General features: G+C 72.0%; 14 protein-coding genes. 6 read left to right on the top strand and 8 right to left on the bottom strand.

Annotation, left to right across the window (positions count from 1 at the left end; all coding sequences use genetic code 11):
• Positions 1 to 3: 3 nt before the first annotated feature.
• The 3 genes from hisB to hisD are packed head-to-tail and all read right to left on the bottom strand — an operon-like array spanning position 4 to position 3025.
• Positions 4 to 597, bottom strand: a complete 594-nt coding sequence (gene hisB, locus KYY02_RS07515; protein ID WP_371236739.1) for an imidazoleglycerol-phosphate dehydratase HisB — start codon at positions 595 to 597, stop codon at positions 4 to 6.
• Positions 594 to 1703 carry a histidinol-phosphate transaminase gene (locus KYY02_RS07510; protein WP_371236738.1) on the bottom strand — a complete coding sequence of 370 codons (1110 nt, stop codon included), beginning with the start codon at positions 1701 to 1703 and terminating at the stop codon, positions 594 to 596. The genes hisB and KYY02_RS07510 overlap by 4 nt, the downstream gene beginning before the upstream one ends.
• Positions 1700 to 3025: a histidinol dehydrogenase gene (gene hisD, locus KYY02_RS07505; RefSeq protein WP_371236737.1), complete on the bottom strand. Its 1326-nt coding sequence runs from the start codon at positions 3023 to 3025 to the stop codon at positions 1700 to 1702. Before hisD ends, KYY02_RS07510 begins: the two co-directional genes overlap by 4 nt.
• Positions 3026 to 3217: 192 nt before the next feature.
• On the opposite strand from hisD, the gene KYY02_RS07500 reads away from it, so the two are divergent.
• The 4 genes from KYY02_RS07500 to ybaK all read left to right on the top strand — a co-directional run bounded on the left by KYY02_RS07500 (position 3218) and on the right by ybaK (position 7921).
• On the top strand, positions 3218 to 4795 hold the full coding sequence (locus KYY02_RS07500) for an oxidoreductase (RefSeq protein ID WP_371236736.1): 1578 nt from the start codon (positions 3218 to 3220) through the stop codon (positions 4793 to 4795).
• Positions 4796 to 4943: 148 nt separating this feature from the next.
• Entirely contained in the window at positions 4944 to 6020 is a 1077-nt protein-coding gene (locus KYY02_RS07495; protein WP_371236735.1) for a hypothetical protein, read from the top strand.
• 11 nt (positions 6021 to 6031) lie between these two features.
• A complete protein-coding gene (locus tag KYY02_RS07490) occupies positions 6032 to 6772 on the top strand; it encodes an LON peptidase substrate-binding domain-containing protein (protein ID WP_371236734.1) in 741 nt (246 codons plus the stop codon).
• Between the two features lie 600 nt (positions 6773 to 7372).
• Positions 7373 to 7921 (top strand): Cys-tRNA(Pro) deacylase, encoded by a 549-nt coding sequence (gene ybaK, locus KYY02_RS07485; RefSeq protein ID WP_371236733.1) that lies wholly within the window; start codon positions 7373 to 7375, stop codon positions 7919 to 7921.
• 105 nt (positions 7922 to 8026) lie between these two features.
• Here ybaK and KYY02_RS07480 read toward each other — a convergent pair whose 3' ends face one another.
• From KYY02_RS07480 to KYY02_RS07465, 4 genes are all read right to left on the bottom strand, one after another.
• On the bottom strand, positions 8027 to 8734 hold the full coding sequence (locus KYY02_RS07480; RefSeq protein ID WP_371236732.1) for an AAA family ATPase: 708 nt from the start codon (positions 8732 to 8734) through the stop codon (positions 8027 to 8029).
• Between the two features lie 34 nt (positions 8735 to 8768).
• Positions 8769 to 9590: an ABC transporter permease gene (locus KYY02_RS07475; RefSeq protein WP_371236731.1), complete on the bottom strand. Its 822-nt coding sequence runs from the start codon at positions 9588 to 9590 to the stop codon at positions 8769 to 8771.
• Between the two features lie 80 nt (positions 9591 to 9670).
• Complete coding sequence (locus KYY02_RS07470; protein ID WP_371236838.1) at positions 9671 to 10645, bottom strand: ABC transporter ATP-binding protein; 975 nt, start codon at positions 10643 to 10645, stop codon at positions 9671 to 9673.
• A 232-nt stretch (positions 10646 to 10877) separates the two neighbouring features.
• On the bottom strand, positions 10878 to 12086 hold the full coding sequence (locus KYY02_RS07465; RefSeq protein ID WP_371236730.1) for an NYN domain-containing protein: 1209 nt from the start codon (positions 12084 to 12086) through the stop codon (positions 10878 to 10880).
• Between the two features lie 221 nt (positions 12087 to 12307).
• Between KYY02_RS07465 and KYY02_RS07460 the strand changes: the two genes are divergently transcribed.
• Entirely contained in the window at positions 12308 to 12475 is a 168-nt protein-coding gene (locus KYY02_RS07460; RefSeq protein WP_167353504.1) for a hypothetical protein, read from the top strand.
• 104 nt (positions 12476 to 12579) lie between these two features.
• Here KYY02_RS07460 and dnaE read toward each other — a convergent pair whose 3' ends face one another.
• Entirely contained in the window at positions 12580 to 16119 is a 3540-nt protein-coding gene (gene dnaE / locus KYY02_RS07455; RefSeq protein WP_371236729.1) for a DNA polymerase III subunit alpha, read from the bottom strand.
• Positions 16120 to 16358: 239 nt separating this feature from the next.
• Here dnaE and KYY02_RS07450 point away from each other — a divergent pair, with 239 nt between their 5' ends.
• The gene (locus tag KYY02_RS07450) at positions 16359 to 17696 is read left to right on the top strand and encodes a DUF2252 domain-containing protein (RefSeq protein ID WP_371236728.1); all 1338 of its coding nucleotides are present in this window, start codon (positions 16359 to 16361) and stop codon (positions 17694 to 17696) included.
• The last annotated feature ends 53 nt before the right edge of the window (positions 17697 to 17749 follow it).

Raw genomic sequence — 17749 nt, 5'->3', positions numbered from 1 at the left:
GGCTTACAGCGCGCCCTTCGTCGAGGGCAGGATGCCGGCCGCGCGGGGGTCGCGCTCGGAGGCGTAGCGCAGGGCGCGGGCGAGGGCCTTGAACTGGCACTCCACGATGTGGTGCGCGTTGCGCCCGTAGGGCACGTGCACGTGCAGCGCGACCTGGGCCTGGGCGACGAAGGACTCCAGGATGTGCCGGGTCATCGTCACGTCGTACTCGCCGATCATCGGCGCCATGTTCTCGGGCTCGGTGTGCACGAGGTAGGGGCGGCCGGACAGGTCGACGGTGACCTGGGCGAGGGACTCGTCCAGCGGGACCGTGCAGTTGCCGAAGCGGTAGATGCCCACCTTGTCGCCGAGCGCCTGCTTGAAGGCGGCGCCGAGCGCGAGGGCGGTGTCCTCGATGGTGTGGTGGGAGTCGATGTGCAGGTCGCCCTCGGTCTTCACGGTCAGGTCGAACAGACCGTGCCGGCCGAGCTGGTCGAGCATGTGGTCGTAGAAGCCGACCCCGGTGGAGATCTCGGTCCTCCCGGTGCCGTCGAGGTCGATCTCGACGAGGACGGAGGTCTCCTTGGTGGTGCGTTCCACGCGTCCTACGCGGCTCATGCGCTCTGCTCCTTCTCGATCTCACGTACCGCGTCGAGGAACGCGTCGTTCTCTTCGGGGGCCCCGGCGGTCACCCGCAGCCATCCGGGCACGCCGTTGTCCCGGACCAGGACCCCCCGGTCGAGGATCTTCCGCCAGGTGGCGTGGGAGTCCTCGAACCGTCCGAACTGGACGAAGTTCGCGTCGGACTCGGTCACCTCGTAGCCGAGGGCGCGCAGCTCGGCGACCAGCCGGTCGCGCTCGGCCTTGAGCTGCTCGACGTAGCCGAGCAGCGTGTCGGTGTGCTCCAGGGCGGCCAGGGCGGTCGCCTGGGTGATCGCCGAGAGGTGGTACGGCAGCCGGACCAGCTGGACGGCGTCGACGACCGCCGGGTGCGCGGCGAGGTAGCCGAGGCGCAGGCCCGCCGCGCCGAACGCCTTCGACATGGTGCGGGAGACCACCAGGTTCGGGCGTCCGTCGAGGAGCGGGAGCAGCGAGTCGCCGTGGCTGAACTCGACGTACGCCTCGTCGACGACCACCATCGACGGCCTGGCCTTCTGGGCGGCCTCGTACAGCGCGAGGACCGTCTCCGGCGGGACCGCGTTGCCGGTGGGGTTGTTGGGCGTGGTGACGAAGACAACATCGGGCCGGTGCACGGCGATCGCCTTCTCGGCGGCGGCGAGGTCGACGGTGAAGTCCTCGTGGCGCGGCCCGGAGATCCAGCCGGTGCCGGTGCCGCGCGCGATGAGGCCGTGCATCGAGTACGACGGTTCGAAGCCGATCGCGGTGCGGCCCGGTCCGCCGAAGGTCTGCAGCAGCTGCTGGATGACCTCGTTGGAACCGTTGGCGGCCCACACGTTCTCGGTGGCGACCGGGTGTCCGGCCGTCTTCGTCAGGTATGCGGCCAGCCTGGTGCGCAGTTCGACCGCGTCCCGGTCGGGGTAGCGGTTGAGGTGCCGGGCGGCCTCGCGGACCCGCTCGGTGATCCGCTCGACCAGCGGCTCGGGCAGCGGGTAGGGGTTCTCGTTGGTGTTCAGCCGTACGGGGACGTCCAACTGGGGCGCGCCGTAGGGGGACTTGCCGCGCAGCTCGTCCCGTACGGGGAGGTCGTCGATTCCGAAACTCACTTGTCCTCAGGCACCTTCCAGCCGAACCTCGCCTTGATCGCCGCGCCGTGCGCGGGCAGGTCCTCCGCCTCCGCCAGCGTGACCACGTGGTGCGCGACCTCGGCCAGCGCGTCCTCCGTGTAGTCGACGATGTGGATGCCGCGCAGGAAGGACTGGACCGACAGGCCCGAGGAGTGGCAGGCACAGCCGCCGGTGGGCAGCACGTGGTTGGAGCCGGCCGCGTAGTCGCCGAGCGAGACCGGGGACCAGGGACCGACGAAGACCGCGCCCGCGTTGCGCACCCGGTCGGCGAGCGCGGCGGCGTCGGCGGTCTGGATCTCCAGGTGCTCGGCGCCGTAGGCGTCGACGACCCGCAGCCCCTCCTCCACACCGTCGACCAGGACGATCGCGGACTGGCGGCCGGACAGGGCCGGGACGATCCGGTCGTCGATGTGCCTGCTGGCCCTGACCTGCGGCTCCAGCTCCTTCTCCACCGCGTCCGCGAGCTCCGCGGAGTCGGTGACGAGGACGGCGGCGGCCAGCGGGTCGTGCTCGGCCTGGCTGATCAGGTCGGAGGCCACGTGCACCGGGTCGGCCGTGGAGTCCGCGAGAATCGCGATCTCGGTCGGGCCGGCCTCGGCGTCGATGCCGATCCTCCCGGTGAAGTAGCGCTTGGCGGCGGCGACCCAGATGTTGCCGGGGCCGGTGACCATGGGGGCGGGCGGACAGGACTCGGTGCCGTACGCGAACATCGCGACGGCGGTGGCGCCGCCGGCCGCGTAGACCTCGTCGACGCCGAGCAGGGCGCAGGCGGCGAGGATGGTGGGGTGCGGCAGCCCGCCGAAGTCGGCCTGGGCCGGGGAGGCGAGCGCGAGGGACGGGACGCCGGCCTCCTGGGCGGGCACGACGTTCATGATCACGGAGGACGGGTAGACGGCCCTGCCGCCCGGCGCGTACAGCCCCACACGGTCGACCGGCACCCACTTCTCGGTGACCGTGCCGCCGGGCACGACCTGGGTGGTGTGGGTGGTGCGGCGCTGCTCGCGGTGGACGAGCCGGGCACGCCGGACGGACTCCTCCAGGGCCGCGCGCACGGCCGGGTCCAGCTCTTCCAGCGCGCGCCGGATGGCGGCGGCCGGGACCCGTACCCGGTCCAGCTTCACGCCGTCGAAGCGCTCGGCGAAGTCGATCAGTGCCGCGTCACCCCGATGATGCACGTCCTCGCAGATGGGCCGCACCTTCTCCAGGGCAGCCGCGACGTCGAAGTCGGCTCGGGGCAGCAGGTCGCGCAGGGCGGGGCCCTCGGGGAGGGCGTCGCCGCGCAGATCGATTCGCGAGATCACGTGCCCAATTCTCTCAGACCCGCGCGGTGTACCGTCCGCCGTCCCAATGGCTGATACGTCACCCCTGCGGTGACGGTCCGCGCACGTTCCGGAGATCCTCTTCACTTTCCGTGTTCAGCGCGTCACCGTACCGGGCATGAACGGTTGTACGAAGGAACGAACCGGCGAGTAGGCGGGGAGGAGGGGAGTGCCGTGACCGACGGGGTGGGACCGGGCTGCGGAGAGCCGCCGGAGGATCTGACCGCCGCGGAGGCCGGCATGTGGCAGGCCTTCCGCAACGGCAGCGTATACGACCTGAGCAGCGGGGACACGGTCGTCGACGATCCGCACGGAGGACATCCGTGGGGCCCCGAGCGGACGGTCCGGGCGCGCGTGGTGTGCTGGCTGCTGCTGGACGGGCCGCCCGCCCTGGCCGGCCGGGTCTCGTCGCTGAAGCTGGTCGGGGTGCAGATCAGCGGAGCGCTGGACCTCGCGGGCGGCACGGTGGTGCCCTACCTGGAGATGCGGGCCTGCCGTTTCGAGCGGGACGTGCTGCTGCCGGAGGCCCGCTTCACGACCGTGCGGATGGTGGACTGCTCGGTACCGCGCCTGGAGGCGGCCCGGCTGCACACCGAGGGCGACCTGCACCTGCCGCGCTGCCGCTTCCTGGGCGGCATACGGCTCACCGACGCCCGGATCGGTACGGATCTGCTGCTCAACCAGGCGATCGTGCACCGGGACCGCAGCGGCCGCTCGATAGCGGCCGACGGCATGAACGTGGGCCAGGACCTGCAGGCGGAGCTGCTGGAGTCGCACGGCGAGCTGAGCCTGCGCAGCGCGACGATCGGCGTGTCGCTGAACCTGCGCGGGGCCCGGCTGGTCAACCCGCACACCCGGCTCGCGCTGAACGCGCCGCAGCTGACCGTGGAGCGCTCGCTGTATCTCACCCCGGCGGGGGTGGGCGCCCAGGCGCGCAGCGGGATGACACCGGCACGCGGGACACGGATCCAGCGCTTCGAGTGCCAGGGCGGGGTGCGGCTGGACGACGGGCGGTTCGGGGACGCGGTCGACTTCGAGGGGGCCCGGTTCGTCCTCACCGACGAGCAGGAACTGTCGCTGCGCCGGGTGCAGACGTCGGAACTGCGCTTCCTCGGGGAACGGCCGGTGCGCGGCAAGGTCGTGCTGTCGGGGGCGAGGGTGGTCAACCTGATGGACCGGGCGGACAGCTGGCCCGGCCCCGGCCGGCTGCACATGGGCGGCTTCGCCTACGAGAACCTGGTGCCGCGCGGGCCGTTCCCGCTGGCGTTGCGGCTGCGCTGGGTGGACGCGGCGAGCGCCGAGTACACCCCGGAGCCGTACGAGCGGCTGGCCGCCGTGCTGCGGGAGGGCGGGGAGGACGAGGACGCCCGCGAGGTGCTGCTCGCCAAGCAGCGCCGGCGCCGCGAGAGCCTGCCGCCGGCGGCCAAGCTGTGGGGTTACGCGCAGGACTGGACGGTCGCCTACGGATACCGTCCGGGCCGGGCCGCGGTGTGGATGGCGGTCCTGTGGGCGTGCGGTTCGCTGGCCTTCGCCCGCTCCGACCATCCGCCTCTCAAGAGCGGCGAGCATCCCGCGTGGAACCCGCCCCTGTTCACCCTGGACCTGCTGCTGCCGGTGATCGACCTCGGCCAGGTCGGCTTCTGGCAGCTGCGCGGCGGCTGGCAGTGGCTGTCGGCCGCGTTCGTCCTGCTGGGCTGGATCCTGGCGACGACGGTGGCGGCGGGGGCGACACGGACGCTGCGACGCACGTGACGGCCTGCGCGACCGCCCGGGGCCGGGGGCGCGAGGGGCCCGTCCAAGGTGAGGAACGCTCCGTTTTTTACCTGGCCTTGACCGGTTCCCGTACAACCTTCCACGACTTCCGTGTCGCCTCTGGCGCGCTGTGACCTGCGGACCTTCAATGGTCGGCACCATGGCTCTGCTGCACGCGTTCACCCGTGCGTCCCGGGTGCGAGGCAAGACGACGGGCGCCGCGTCCCCCGACCCCGTCGGGCTGCCCGCCGACGACGAGGTGCTGCTCGACGCACCCGACGACCTGCTGGGCCCGGCGCTGGTCGGGGCCGCGGGCGGCGACCACACGCCCGTCGCCGAACTGCTCGCCGTCACCAGGCGCACCGGCGCCTGGGAGCACCGCGACCGGTACGTGCGGCGGCTGGCCGTCTTCGCGCGTTCGCGCCCCGAGTGGCTGGACACCTGGCGCGCCCGTGACCCGTGCGACCCCGGCGGGCTGCTGGTCGACGCCCAGCGGGCGGTGGACCGCGCATGGGACTCGCCGGCCCGGGTCGAGCTGCTGCGCGAGGTGAGCCCGCTGATCACGGCCGCCGCCCGGGCGGACAACCACGACCCGGTGCCCTGGCGGCTCGCCCTGGACCACGCCCGCGGCGCGCGCGCCGGGCACACGTACTTCGAGGAGCTGTGGGAGGCGGCGGTCCGGCGGGCCCCGCACCACCACGGCTGCCATGTGGCGGCCCTGCTCTATCTGGCGTCCTCCTGGCACGGTTCGCACCGCGAGTGCCTCACCTTCGCGGACCTGGCCGCGCAGGACGCACCGGAGAACTCGCTCACCCAGTCGCTGCCGCTGCGGGCGGCGTTCGGCTACCTGACCGACCGTTGCGGTCCCGAGGTGCCCCGCGAACGGCTGGAGGCGGCGGCCGACCGGGCCGCGGCCCTGTCCGCCCGGCTGCCGGCGGGCCGGCCCTGGCCGGCCGAACTGCGCAATCTCCTGGCCTACGTCCTGGTCCGGCTGGAACGCCGGCGGGACGCCCTGGAGCAGCTGCGGCTGACCGGCCCGTACGCCACGTCCTTCCCCTGGGACCGTGACGCGGACGATCCGCTCGGCCGGTTCCTGGAGGTCCGTCGGAGCGTGCGCGCGGCGGTCGCGTCCGGCTGTCCCGATCCGGGATCCGGCTCCCCGGCACCGGCCTCCGGTCGACCGAGGAGTGAGCAGGGCGGCCGATTCCGCTTCGGCGACCGTTAGGCTCTTGGTTCGTGACGACCGTCCGGCTTCCGCTCTTCCCCCTGAGCACGGTGCTGTTCCCGGGGCTCGTGCTTCCGCTCAACGTCTTCGAGGAGCGCTATCGCGCCATGATGCGCGAACTGCTGAAGACCCCGGAGGACGAGCCGCGCCGGTTCGCCGTCGTGGCGATCCGCGACGGGCACGAGGTGGCGCCGAGCGCACCCGGCCTGCCCGATCCGACGGCCGTGCCCGCGCGCGGCCCGGCGGCGGGCTTCGGCGCCGATCCGCTGCACGCCTTCCACAAGGTGGCCTGTGTCGCCGACGCGGCGACGATCCGGGAGCGGGCCGACGGCACCTTCGAGGTGCTGGCGACCGGTACGACCCGGGTGCGGCTGCTGTCCGTCGACTCCTCGGGGCCGTATCTGACGGCCGAGGCGGAGCCGCTGGCCGAGGAGCCCGGCGACGAGGCGGGGACGCTGGCCGAGGGGGTGCTGCGGTCCTTCCGCCAGTACCAGAAGCGGCTGGCGGGGGCGCGGGAGCGGTCGCTGACGACCGGCGCGGACCTGCCGGACGAACCGGGTGTCGTCTCCTACCTGGTCGCCGCCGCGATGATGCTGGACACGCCGACGAAGCAGCGGCTGCTCCAGGCACCGGACACCGCGTCCCGGCTCCGTGACGAGCTGAGGCTGCTGCGCACGGAGACGGCCCTCATCCGCAACCTGCCGTCACTGCCCGCAGCCGATCTCACAAGGGGACCGACCAGTCAGAACTGACGCAAAACCGATGGGGTGCGCGGTGCCCGCCCGCCTAAGATCATCATGGCCGTGATCGCGCAGATGCGGGAGGGACGACCGCATGAACCCTCGCAGCGTGCTGACCGTCGCCGCGACCGCCGCGGCGGGCTCCGCACTGGTGACCGCTCCCGCACAGGCGTCCACGGGTGGCACCGCCCCCGCCGCGGAGGCGGGCATCCGGGCCGGGGACGGGTGCACGAGTTCCGAGCAACGGCCGGCTCCGCATCTCCCCGGGCGTCGGTCCCGGCCGTATCGCGGTCTTCCACACCGCGTCGGGCGGCCCGACGATCACGGCGAACCCGGGGTTCCGCGACTCCGCCGGGACCACGACCTGGGGACCGGACGAGAGCATCGGCCCGAACGAGCGGGCCGACAGCACGGGGAACACGAGCCGCCCGTGCTCCCGTGACCACAAGGGTCCGACCGAGGTCTCCGGCCAGGAACCTTCGGGACCGCCCGGGCGACCTGCTGACCGCGGGACGACCCCAAGCGGTAGCGCTCGCGGCCGCCTTCGCCGGGGACCGTTCCGGCCGGAGGCGGCCGCCTTCCCGTCACAGCTCGTCTGGAAGGATGTACCGGATGGCGAAGAAGTCCAGGAAGCAGCAGAAAGAAGGGGCGCGCGAAGCGCATCAGCACAAGGGCGGTGGCGGGCGACGGGCGGGCACGCCCGCGACGGTGGCGCTCACCGCGGCCGGGGTGCCGTTCACGGTGCACTCCTACGACCACGACCCCTCCCACCCCTCGTACGGCGAGGAGGCGGCCGAGGCGATGGGGGTCTCGCCGGACCGGGTCTTCAAGACGCTGGTGGCGGACGTCGACGGCGTGCTGACGGTGGCGGTGGTGCCGGTGGCGGGACAGCTGGACCTGAAGGCCCTCGCGGCGGCGACCGGCGGCAAGCGGGCCGCGATGGCCGACCCGGCCCTGGCGGAACGCACCACGGGCTACGTCCGGGGCGGCATCTCCCCCCTGGGCCAGCGCAGGAGACTCCCCACGGTGGTGGACGAGTCGGCCACCCTCCACGAGACGATCTGCGTCTCGGCGGGCCGCCGCGGCCTGGAGGTGGAACTCTCCCCCGGCGACCTGACCGAGCTCACCTCAGCGACCCTGGCCCCGATCGGCCGCGGATAGCCCGCACCCGCGGGCAGCCGTGCCGCAGGGCGGCACGGGTGGGCGCGACGGCGCCACGCAGACGCCGGGCCGCGCGAACACCCCCGCCCAGCGGCACCGGGCGCCCTACGCGCCCGGCACCTCGTACGCCCCCGCAGGCAACTGCTCCGGGTCCCGCGGCCCGAACAACCCCGTCAACCCCAGGTGCAGCACCAGCGCCGCGAACGGCCACGCCAACAGCGCCCCCTTCGCGCCCAGCTTCAGCGGCGCGTCGAACGTGACCCCCTCACCCACGCTCCTCGCCTGGGCCATCACGTCCGACGCCGGCCCCAGCCACACCCCGAGCCGCCACGCCAGCACCGATCCCAGCAGCCCGCCGACCGCCAGCGCCACCACCAACGGCACGCCGCCACGCCGCCGCACCAGGAACACGACGAGCGCGCTCACCGCGCCGAACCCCAGCGCGAGCAGGGTGAACGTCCCGTCCACTCCGATGCTCTGTTCGCCCTCGGAGTCCTTGAGGTACACGACCCAGCTGCCACCGGCCACGTCGCCCACGTACGGCACGCGCGGCGCCAGCCACCACCACAGCACCCCGAGCAGCACCCCGCCGAGCGCCACCGCCACCGCGGTCACGGCGGCCTCCCGTATCTCCACCTTCATCCCGGGGCCGTCCTGTTCGTACCACCAGCCGTGCCGTGGCTGACCGGTGGCGGGCCCGGTCCCGTCCGCGTGCGGAGTCATGGCGGCCGTCTGCCCGTCGGACGGCGGCCGCCACACATCCCGCGGGGAACGCTCGTGCGGAGGCGGTGGTGGTGTCAGAGGTGCGCTCACCCTGCCATCGTGCCAGGCCCGGCTGTGCGGCGCGTCACCGGACGGCAGCCCTGCGGTACGCCCAGGTCGCGACGGCCAGCGAGAGCACGCCGACGCCCCCGCACACGGCGAGGTCACCGAGCACCCGCGCCCAGTCGGGGTGCGGTCCGAAGGTCCGTGCGAAGGCCTCGACGCCGTACGTCGACGGCAGCAGGTCCCGGACGAGACGCACCGCCTCCGGCATCCGCTCCGCCGGCAGCACGCCGAGCAGCAGCGCGGCCGACATGCCGAGCTGGCCCAGCAGCGTGGCCACCTCCGCGCGGGGCGCGAGCAGGCCGAGCGCCGCGCCGAGTCCGGCGAGCGCGGCCCCGGCGAGCGGGATCACGGCGGCCAGCACCCACAGGTTCGCCAGCGGCAGCTCGAACAGCACGCATCCGAAGACGGCGGTCACCAGGGTCCCCGGCACGGTGAACGAGGCGTACGCACCCGCCACGCCCAGCACCACCGCCGCCGGCGGCACCGGCAGCGTCGCGTAGTGGTCGAGCCCGCCGCTGGCCCGCAGCTGCCCGAAGTACTGGGCGAGCAGGTTCAGCGCGACGAAGGCGACGACCAGGACCGCCGAGCCGGCGACCACGGCCTGCGCCTCGCCGCCGCCGTCCACGACCCCGCGCATCAGGACCATGATCCCGACCGACTGGAAGGTCGCCACGAACAGCAGCGGTATCCGAGCGACCCGGGCCCGGGACAGTTGCGCCCGGTACACGGCCGCCAGCGACGGCCACAGCCGCGCCCGGGGGCCGAGTCCGGCTGCTTCCGGCGCGGCCTCCTCCACGGCCAGGACACCGCCCGGCACGACATCGGCGGGTACGACACTCACGTCGTGCTGCTCCCCTTCGTTCGGAGGTTCGCCCGGAACCGCTGCGACCCCGTTCCGTACGGATGTCGCGGCCCGTGTGCTCACGCCTTCACCAGCCCCTGTCGTGCGGCGCCGCCCAGCGCCAGGTAGACGTCCTCCAGGCTGGGCGTGGCCAGCGTGAAGTCGTCCAGCGCGGCGAAGGCCGCCCCGCCGGTGACGGTGGCGACGACCGTGCGGGCCTCCTCCGGCGCGAGCCGCAGGGTCCAGCGGCGGCCCGACTCGACGACCCGGTCCCGCAGTGCGGCGACCTCGGGCACGTGCAGGGGCGCCGCCTCGCGCCACACCAGATCGACCCGGACCTCGCCGGCAACCCGCTCCTTGAGTCCGGCCGGGCTGTCGCAGGCGATGACCCGGCCCCGGTCGAGCACGGCGACCCGGTCGAGCACCGTCTCGGCCTCGATGACGTTGTGGGTGACCAGCAGGACGGTGGTGCCGTGTCCGGCGCGGCGCCGGTCGACGGCGGACCACACGGCACGCCGGGCCACCGGGTCCATGCCGGTGGTGGGCTCGTCCAGGACGAGCAGCGGCCGCTCCCCCACCAGCGCGGCGGCGAAGCAGGCCAGCCGGCGCTGGCCGCCGGACAGCTTCTTCAGCGGCCGTCCGGCGATCGGGGCGAGCCCCAGTTCGTCCAGGACGTCGTCCCGCTCGGCCCGCGCCCGCCGCACGTCGAGTCCGCGCAGCCGCCCGGTGGTCTCGGCGGCGAGGGACACGGTCAGCTCGTCGAGGGCGCTGGACTCCTGGCCGAGGTAGGCGAGGATGCGGGCGGCGCGCTCGGGGTGGCGCACGATGTCGTGGCCGAGGATCTCGACGCTGCCGCGGTCGGGCCGCATCAGCCCGGTCAGCTGGCGCACGAGAGTGGACTTGCCGGCGCCGTTCGGCCCGAGCAGCCCGAAGATCTCACCCCGCCGGATGTCGAGTCCCACGTCGTCGGTGGCCCGGACCTCGGGCGTCGCGGGGACCCCGCGCCGGCCGCGCACCGCCGGATAGGTCTTGGTCAGCCCGCGCACCGCACACACGACGTCACCACCGTGCCGGAATCCCTGTGCCGCGCGCGTACTCACAAGGGACGAGCCTACGGGGTCGAGGGCCCCGCCCCGCCCTCGGGTCCACCCCGCCGCCCGCACACCCGCCCCGGCCGCCCACCGGTCCACCGGATCGGGTGGCGGACGGGCACAGGCCGGGGCCCGGGGGACGGGACCCCTCCGGCGGAGCCCCGAAACCGGGGAACGGGGGCGACGCACCGCCCGCTCACTCCTCGGCGGGAGCCCTTTCCGTACCGGTGCGGAGATCCAGTTCGCGCCAGAAACCCGCCCGGATGGCGTAACGGTCACGCTCGTCGATCTGGTCGTCCTTGTGGGCGAGCAGGCCGAAGCGGGCCGCGTAGCGCAGCAGTTCGCCGTCGACCCGATGCGGGATGCGGGGGTACATGGCGGACAGCTTCTGGATGTGGCTCTGGTCGCCGAGCCGCTCCACCCAGCGCCGGGCGAAGACCTGCCCCACCTCGAAGGGGTCCCCGCCGACGGTGGTGATGTCCTCCTCCCGGTCGGCCCACCGCTGCTCCGCCGTGGTCAGCTGGGCGAGCGTCGGCATGGAGGCCGCGTCCGGCGGCTCGGCGACCGGCCGGTCGACCCAGCCCTTGTCGGAGGACCAGCGCAGGGTGGCGGAGGCGGGCTGCTGGGGCGGGTGCGGGCCGGGGCCACGCAGCGCGGCCAGGTCCTTGGGGGTGGGTACGCCCTTGGCCGTGGACGGCCGCTCGGCGGTGCCGTTGTGCTCGGCGCCGGTCGGGTGCTGCGGCTCCTGGGCGGTCCGCCCTGCCGTCGCGCCGAGCGCGGACTCCGGCAGCGGGGCGGAGAGGATCGCGGCGATCTCGGACCGCGGCACGGGCGACGGGGCGCACACCCCGGTGTGCTCCTTGGCCCGCACGGCCCGGGTGATCCACACCCGGTCCAGCACCCGGCGCTCGTCGGCCTCGGCGACCAGGTCCTCGGACTGGTTGTAGTCGCCGTCGGCGGCCTGCACGGCCCACAGGTGCACGGCGACGCCGTGCTCCTTGGCGGCCATCATGCCCGGCAGCAGGTCGCCGTCCCCGGTGACCAGGACGATGTCGGAACAGGCGCGGTTGCGGGCCAGCTCGGTCAACTCGGCGTGCATCGCGGCGTCGACGCCCTTCTGCGCCCAGCGGCCGTCGCTGCGGGTCAGCGCGCCGAGCCGGACGGTGACCCGGGGCATCACGCGCAGCCTGCGGTGCTCGGGCTGCGGAACGCGGTCGGGGGCGCCGTCGAACCAGTAGATGCGCAGCAGCGGCTGACGCGTGTCGGACTCGGCGCGCTCCCGCAGCCCCTGGATGAGGGCGGCGTGGTCGACGGTGATGCGGGACCGCGACGGCTCCCCGGCGAGGAGACTGGCGGCGGCCCCCAGCAGATACCCGGCGTCCACCAGGACGATGCAGCGGTCCACGCGGTCCACCCTCTTTCCGGGAGGTTTGCTTCGGGCTTGCTTCGAGTCTGCCCGACCACGCCGGGGTTAACGGCCCGAACTCGATCTTCGGCGTGGCGTTTCCACGGTTCCTCCCCCGATCACCCTGATCACACACGGTAATTGTCCGATATGCATCCGTCACCGGGCTGTGTGAATCTGGTTCCGGCCCTGGCCCCTAGTCCCCCACAGGAGGCACCACCATGGCCAAGAACAAGAACCGTGACCGTAAGCAGCCGCAGGCCGAACGCGCCCAGCGGGCGGCACAGTCGTCCACGATGGAGACGCCGGACGAGCAGCGCACCACACAGGTCGTACCCGGCGAGGTCGGCCGGGGCAAGGGCCGGCAGAAGCGCTTCGGCCACAACTGACGTCCGTGTGACGGGCCGCCGCCCGGGCGCAGGAAGCTCCACGCACGGCAGGAGGGGCGCACCCACCGCAGGGTGCGCCCCTCACACCTGCCGGGCGGGCGTCCTCAGCCCGCCAGGCAGGACGGTCCGAGGAGGACCTTCAGATCTCCGAACAGGGCCGGGTCCGGCTTCACCCGGTGCCGGTCCAGGCGCAGCACCGTCGTCCTCGTCGGTCCCTGGAGCTTGATGCGGACCTCGCTGTCGCCCTTGTGGTGGGTGAGGATCTCGCCGAGCCGGCTGACCATCGGCGGGGTCACGCGGGTGGCCGGGATGGTGAGCACCACGGGCGCGTTGGTGCCCGCGTTGGACAGGTCGGGGATCATCAGCTCCATCGCGACCAGCCGCGGCACGTCCTCCCGCTTGTCGAGCCGACCCTTGACGAACACCACGGCGTCCTCGACGAGTTGCGTCGAGACGAGCTGGTACGTCGCCGGGAAGAACATGCACTCGATGGAGCCCGCGAGGTCCTCCACGGTGGCGATCGCCCAGGCGTTGCCCTGCTTGGTCATCTTGCGCTGCAGGCCCGAGATGATGCCGCCGATGGTGACCACCGCGCCGTCGCCGAAGTCGCCGCCGGTGAGCTGGGAGATGCCCGCGTCCGCCTTGTCGGACAGCACGTGCTCCAGGCCGAACAGCGGGTGGTCGGAGACGTAGAGGCCGAGCATCTCGCGCTCCTGGGCGAGCAGGTACGCCTTGTCCCACTCGTCGTCGGTGAAGGTGACGTCGAGGCCGAAGCCGGGCTCGCTGCTCTCCTCCTCGCCCATGCCGCCGAAGAGGTCGAACTGTCCCTCGGCCTCCTTGCGCTTGACCGCGACCACGTTGTCGATCATCGACTCGTAGTGGGCGGTGAGGCCCTTGCGGGTGTGCCCCAGCTCGTCGAAGGCGCCGGCCTTGATCAACGACTCCGTGGTCCGCTTGTTGCAGACGACCGCGTCGACCTTGTCGAGGTAGTCCGGGAAGGAGGCGTACTTCCCCTTGGCCTTGCGGCACTTGATGATCGACTCGACCACGTTGGTACCGACGTTGCGCACGGCCTCCAGGCCGAAGAGGATCACGTCGTCGCCCTGGGCGGCGAAGTTGTGCACCGACTCGTTGACGTTCGGCGGGAGGACCCTGATGCCCATGCGGCGGCACTCGTTGAGGTAGATCGCCGACTTGTCCTTGTCGTCCTTCACCGAGGTGAGCAGCGCGGCCATGTACTCGGCCGGGTGGTTCGCCTTGAGGTAGGCGGTCCAGTAGGACACCAGTCCGTACGCGGCGGAGTGCGCCTTGTTGAAGGCGTAGCCGGCGAAGGGCACCAGCACGTCCCACAGGGCCTGGATGGCCTCGTCGCTGTAGCCGTTCCTGCGGGCGCCGGCCTGGAAGATGGTGAAGTTCTTCGCCAGTTCCTCGGGCTTCTTCTTGCCCATGACGCGACGGAGGATGTCGGCCTCGCCGAGCGAGTAGCCGGCGATGATCTGGGCGGCCTTCTGCACCTGCTCCTGGTAGACGATCAGGCCGTAGGTGACGTCCAGGACCTCCCTGAGCGGCTCCTCCAGCTCCTTGTGGATCGGGGTGATCTCCTGGAGCTTGTTCTTGCGCAACGCGTAGTTGGTGTGCGAGTCCATGCCCATCGGGCCGGGACGGTAGAGCGCGGAGACGGCGGAGATGTCCTCGAAGTTGTCCGGCTTCATCAGCCGCAGCAGCGAACGCATCGGTCCGCCGTCGAACTGGAAGACGCCGAGGGTGTCGCCGCGCTGGAGGAGTTCGAAGGTCTTCGGATCGTCGAGCGGCAGGCTCAGCAGGTCCAGGTCGACGCCCTTGTTGGCCTTCACCATCTTGACGGCGTCGTCCATGATGGTCAGGTTGCGCAGGCCGAGGAAGTCCATCTTCAGCAGGCCCAGCGACTCGCACTGGGGGTAGTCCCACTGCGTGATGGTCACGCCGTCGGTGTGCCGCACCCAGATGGGGGCGTGGTCGACGATGGGCTCGCTGGACATGATCACACCGGCGGCGTGCACGCCCATCTGCCGGACCAGGCCCTCGACGCCCTTGGCGGTGTCGATGACCTTCTTCACGTCCGGCTCGTTCTCGTACATCGCGCGGATCTCGCCGGCCTCGCCGTAACGGGGGTGCGAGGGGTCGGTGATGCCGTTCAGGTCGATGCCCTTGCCGAGGACGTCGGCGGGCATCGCCTTGGTGAGGCGGTCGCCCATCGCGTACGGGTAGCCCAGCACGCGCGCGGAGTCCTTGATGGCGTTCTTCGCCTTGATCTTGCCGTAGGTGCCGATCATGGCGACCTTGTCGGCGCCGTACTTCTCCGTCACGTACCGGATCACCTCGACGCGCCGGCGCTCGTCGAAGTCGATGTCGACGTCGGGCATGGAGACGCGCTCGGGGTTGAGGAACCGCTCGAAGATCAGTCCGTGCGGGATCGGGTCGAGGTCGGTGATGCCCATGGCGTAGGCGACGATCGAGCCGGCCGCGGAACCACGGCCGGGGCCGACGGCGATGCCGTTGTTCTTGGCCCACATGATGAAGTCGGCGACGACGAGGAAGTACCCCGGGAACCCCATCTGGATGATGACGTCCATCTCGTAGTCGGCCTGCTTCTGGCGGTCCTCGGGAACGCCGCCGGGGAAGCGGCGCTCCATGCCGCGGCGGACCTCCTCCTTGAACCAGCTGACCTCGGTGTACCCCTCCGGGATGTCGAACCTGGGCATCAGGTCCCGCTTGACGAACATGCCCGTGGTGTCGACCATCTCGGCGATCAGCCGGGTGTTGGCGCAGCCCTGCTGCCAGGCGTCCGAGGAGTCGATGGCGTACATCTCGTCGGTGGACTTGAGGTAGTAGCCGGTGCCGTCGAACTTGAAGCGGTCGGGGTCGGAGAGGTTCTTGCCGGTCTGGATGCACAGCAGCGCGTCGTGGGCGGTCGCCTCGTGCGCGTATGTGTAGTGCGAGTCGTTGGTGACCAGGGGCGGGATGCCGAGCTTCCGGCCGATCTCCAGCAGGCCGTCGCGGACCCGGTGCTCGATCTCGATGCCGTGGTCCATCAGCTCCAGGAAGTAGCGGTCCTTGCCGAAGATGTCCTGGTAGTCGGCGGCGGCCTTGAGGGCCTCGTCGAAGTGGCCGAGGCGCAGCCGGGTCTGCACCTCGCCGGAGGGGCAGCCGGTGGAGGCGACGATGCCCTCCGACCACTTCGCGATGGTCTCCTTGTCCATCCGGGGCCACTTCTGCAGCCAGCCCTCGGCGTACGCGTCGGAGGAGAGCCGGAAGAGGTTGTGCAGACCGGTGTTGTTCACCGCCCACATCGTCTTGTGGGTGTAACCGCCGGAACCGGAGACGTCGTCCCGCTTCTGGTGCGGCTGGCCCCACTGGATCTTGCGCTTGTTGCGCCGGGACTCGGGCGCGACATACGCCTCGATCCCGATGATCGGGGTGACTCCGGCCTTCTGCGCGGAGTGGAAGAAGTCGTACGCCCCGTGCAGGTTGCCGTGGTCGGACATGGCGATGTGTGTCATGCCCATCTCATTGCAGGCGTTGAACATGTCCTTGAGCCGCGCGGCACCGTCCAGCAGCGAGTACTGGGTGTGGACGTGCAGGTGCGTGAACGGCGGCTTCGACACGGTTCGGCCTCCAAGGAGAACTCTCGGCGACGGGCGGGCGGACAGTCCGGGGGACAGCGTCGAAGTCTATGCCCCGGCACGGGTACGGGGCGCGCGTCCCGACGTACCTTCGGGCGGTGGCGCGGGCGCTCCCGCGCCCCGTCGCGCGTCAGGCAGCGGGCACTCCCGCGCCCGGTCGCGCGTTAGGCAGGGGACGGACCAGCCGTCCCGAGACATCCCGCACCTGGAGGCACACAGCGATGTCGGTCCCGCAGCTCAACGACGAGCACCGCGGTGAGGAGATCCTCGCCGTCCTCGACACCGCCTTCGGCGAGCTCCTGGCCGCCGACCCGGCGGCGTTCCGGGTGAAGTTCCGGAAGATGGCGGCCTCGGCGTTCGCCTTCTACCGCGGGACGGCGTGCCTCTTCTACCACGACCTGGACGCGAAGGGCGCCGGGCGGACGCACAGCGCCCCGTACCTGGACGAGCGCACCTCGCGCGTGTGGATCCACGGCGATCTCCACGCGGAGAACTTCGGCACGTACATGGACTCCAACGGCCGCCTGGTCTTCAACGTCAACGACTTCGACGAGGCCTATGTCGGCCCCTTCACCTGGGATCTCAAGCGCTTCGCGGCCTCCGTGGCGCTGATCGGCTACGCGAAGGCGCTCAGCGACGGGCAGATCACCGAGCTGGTCACGATCTACGCGGCCGCCTACCGGGAGCGCATCCACGCGCTGGCCACCGGCGCGAAGAGCGACGAGGTGCCGCCGTTCACGCTGGACACCGCCCAGGGGCCGCTGCTCGACGCGTTGCGCGACGCCCGCTCGCTGACCCGGTTCGGGCTGCTGGACTCGATGACGGAGATCCGCGACTTCGAGCGCCGCTTCGCCTCCGGCGGCGGCGCGGTCGAGCTGGACGCCGCCACCCGCTACAAGGTGCTCGACGCCTTCGACGGCTATCTGGAGACGCTGCCGGACGCCTCCCTGGCCCGCCCGGACTCCTACCGGGTGAAGGACGTCGTGGGCCGCCGCGGCATCGGCATCGGCTCGGCCGGGCTGCCGTCGTACAACATCCTCCTGGAAGGGCACAGCGACGCCCTGGAGAACGATGTGGTGATCTACATCAAGCAGGCCCAGACCCCGGCCGTCTCCCGCCACATCCCCGACCGGGCGATCCTGGACTACTTCCAGCACGAGGGCCACCGCACGGTGATCTCCCAGCGCGCCCTCCAGGCGCACGCCGACCCGTGGCTGGGCTGGACCGAGCTGAACGGCGCGGGCCAGCTGGTCGCCGAGGTCTCGCCGTACGCCGTGGACCTGGACTGGGGCGACATCGACGAGCCGGAGGAGATCGCCCAGGTCGTCGCCGACCTCGGCCGGGCCACCGCCGCGATGCACGCGGCGGCGGACGACACCTCCGGCGAGTCCCTGGTGCCGTTCTCCACCGAACGCGCCATCGACGCAGCGATCGCCGCCGACGAGGACTCCCTGGCCCCCCTCCTGGTCGAGTTCGCGCACGACTACGGAGCCAGGGCGCGCGGCGACCACCAGATCTTCCTGGACCTGTTCCGCAACGGCAGGATTCCGGGACTGTAACCATCGGGACGTCCACAGGAACCCTTTAGGGATCCCTTACCGGAGCACGTGAC

The sequence above is a fragment of the Streptomyces pimonensis genome, from assembly GCF_041380215.1.
GTDB classification, from domain to species: Bacteria; Actinomycetota; Actinomycetes; order Streptomycetales; family Streptomycetaceae; genus Streptomyces; species Streptomyces pimonensis.
This window is presented reverse-complemented; position numbering and strand designations above follow the sequence as displayed.

Bases quoted from the DNA above. Each gene is read 5' to 3' on its own strand.
- KYY02_RS07460 (WP_167353504.1), top strand. From the start codon at position 12,308: ATGGCCAAGAACAAGAACCGTGACCGTAAGCAGCCGCAGGCCGAACGC.
- KYY02_RS07495 (WP_371236735.1), top strand. From the start codon at position 4,944: ATGGTCGGCACCATGGCTCTGCTGCACGCGTTCACCCGTGCGTCCCGG.
- ybaK (WP_371236733.1), top strand. From the start codon at position 7,373: ATGGCGAAGAAGTCCAGGAAGCAGCAGAAAGAAGGGGCGCGCGAAGCG.
- KYY02_RS07450 (WP_371236728.1), top strand. From the start codon at position 16,359: ATGTCGGTCCCGCAGCTCAACGACGAGCACCGCGGTGAGGAGATCCTC.
- hisB (WP_371236739.1), bottom strand. From the start codon at position 597: ATGAGCCGCGTAGGACGCGTGGAACGCACCACCAAGGAGACCTCCGTC.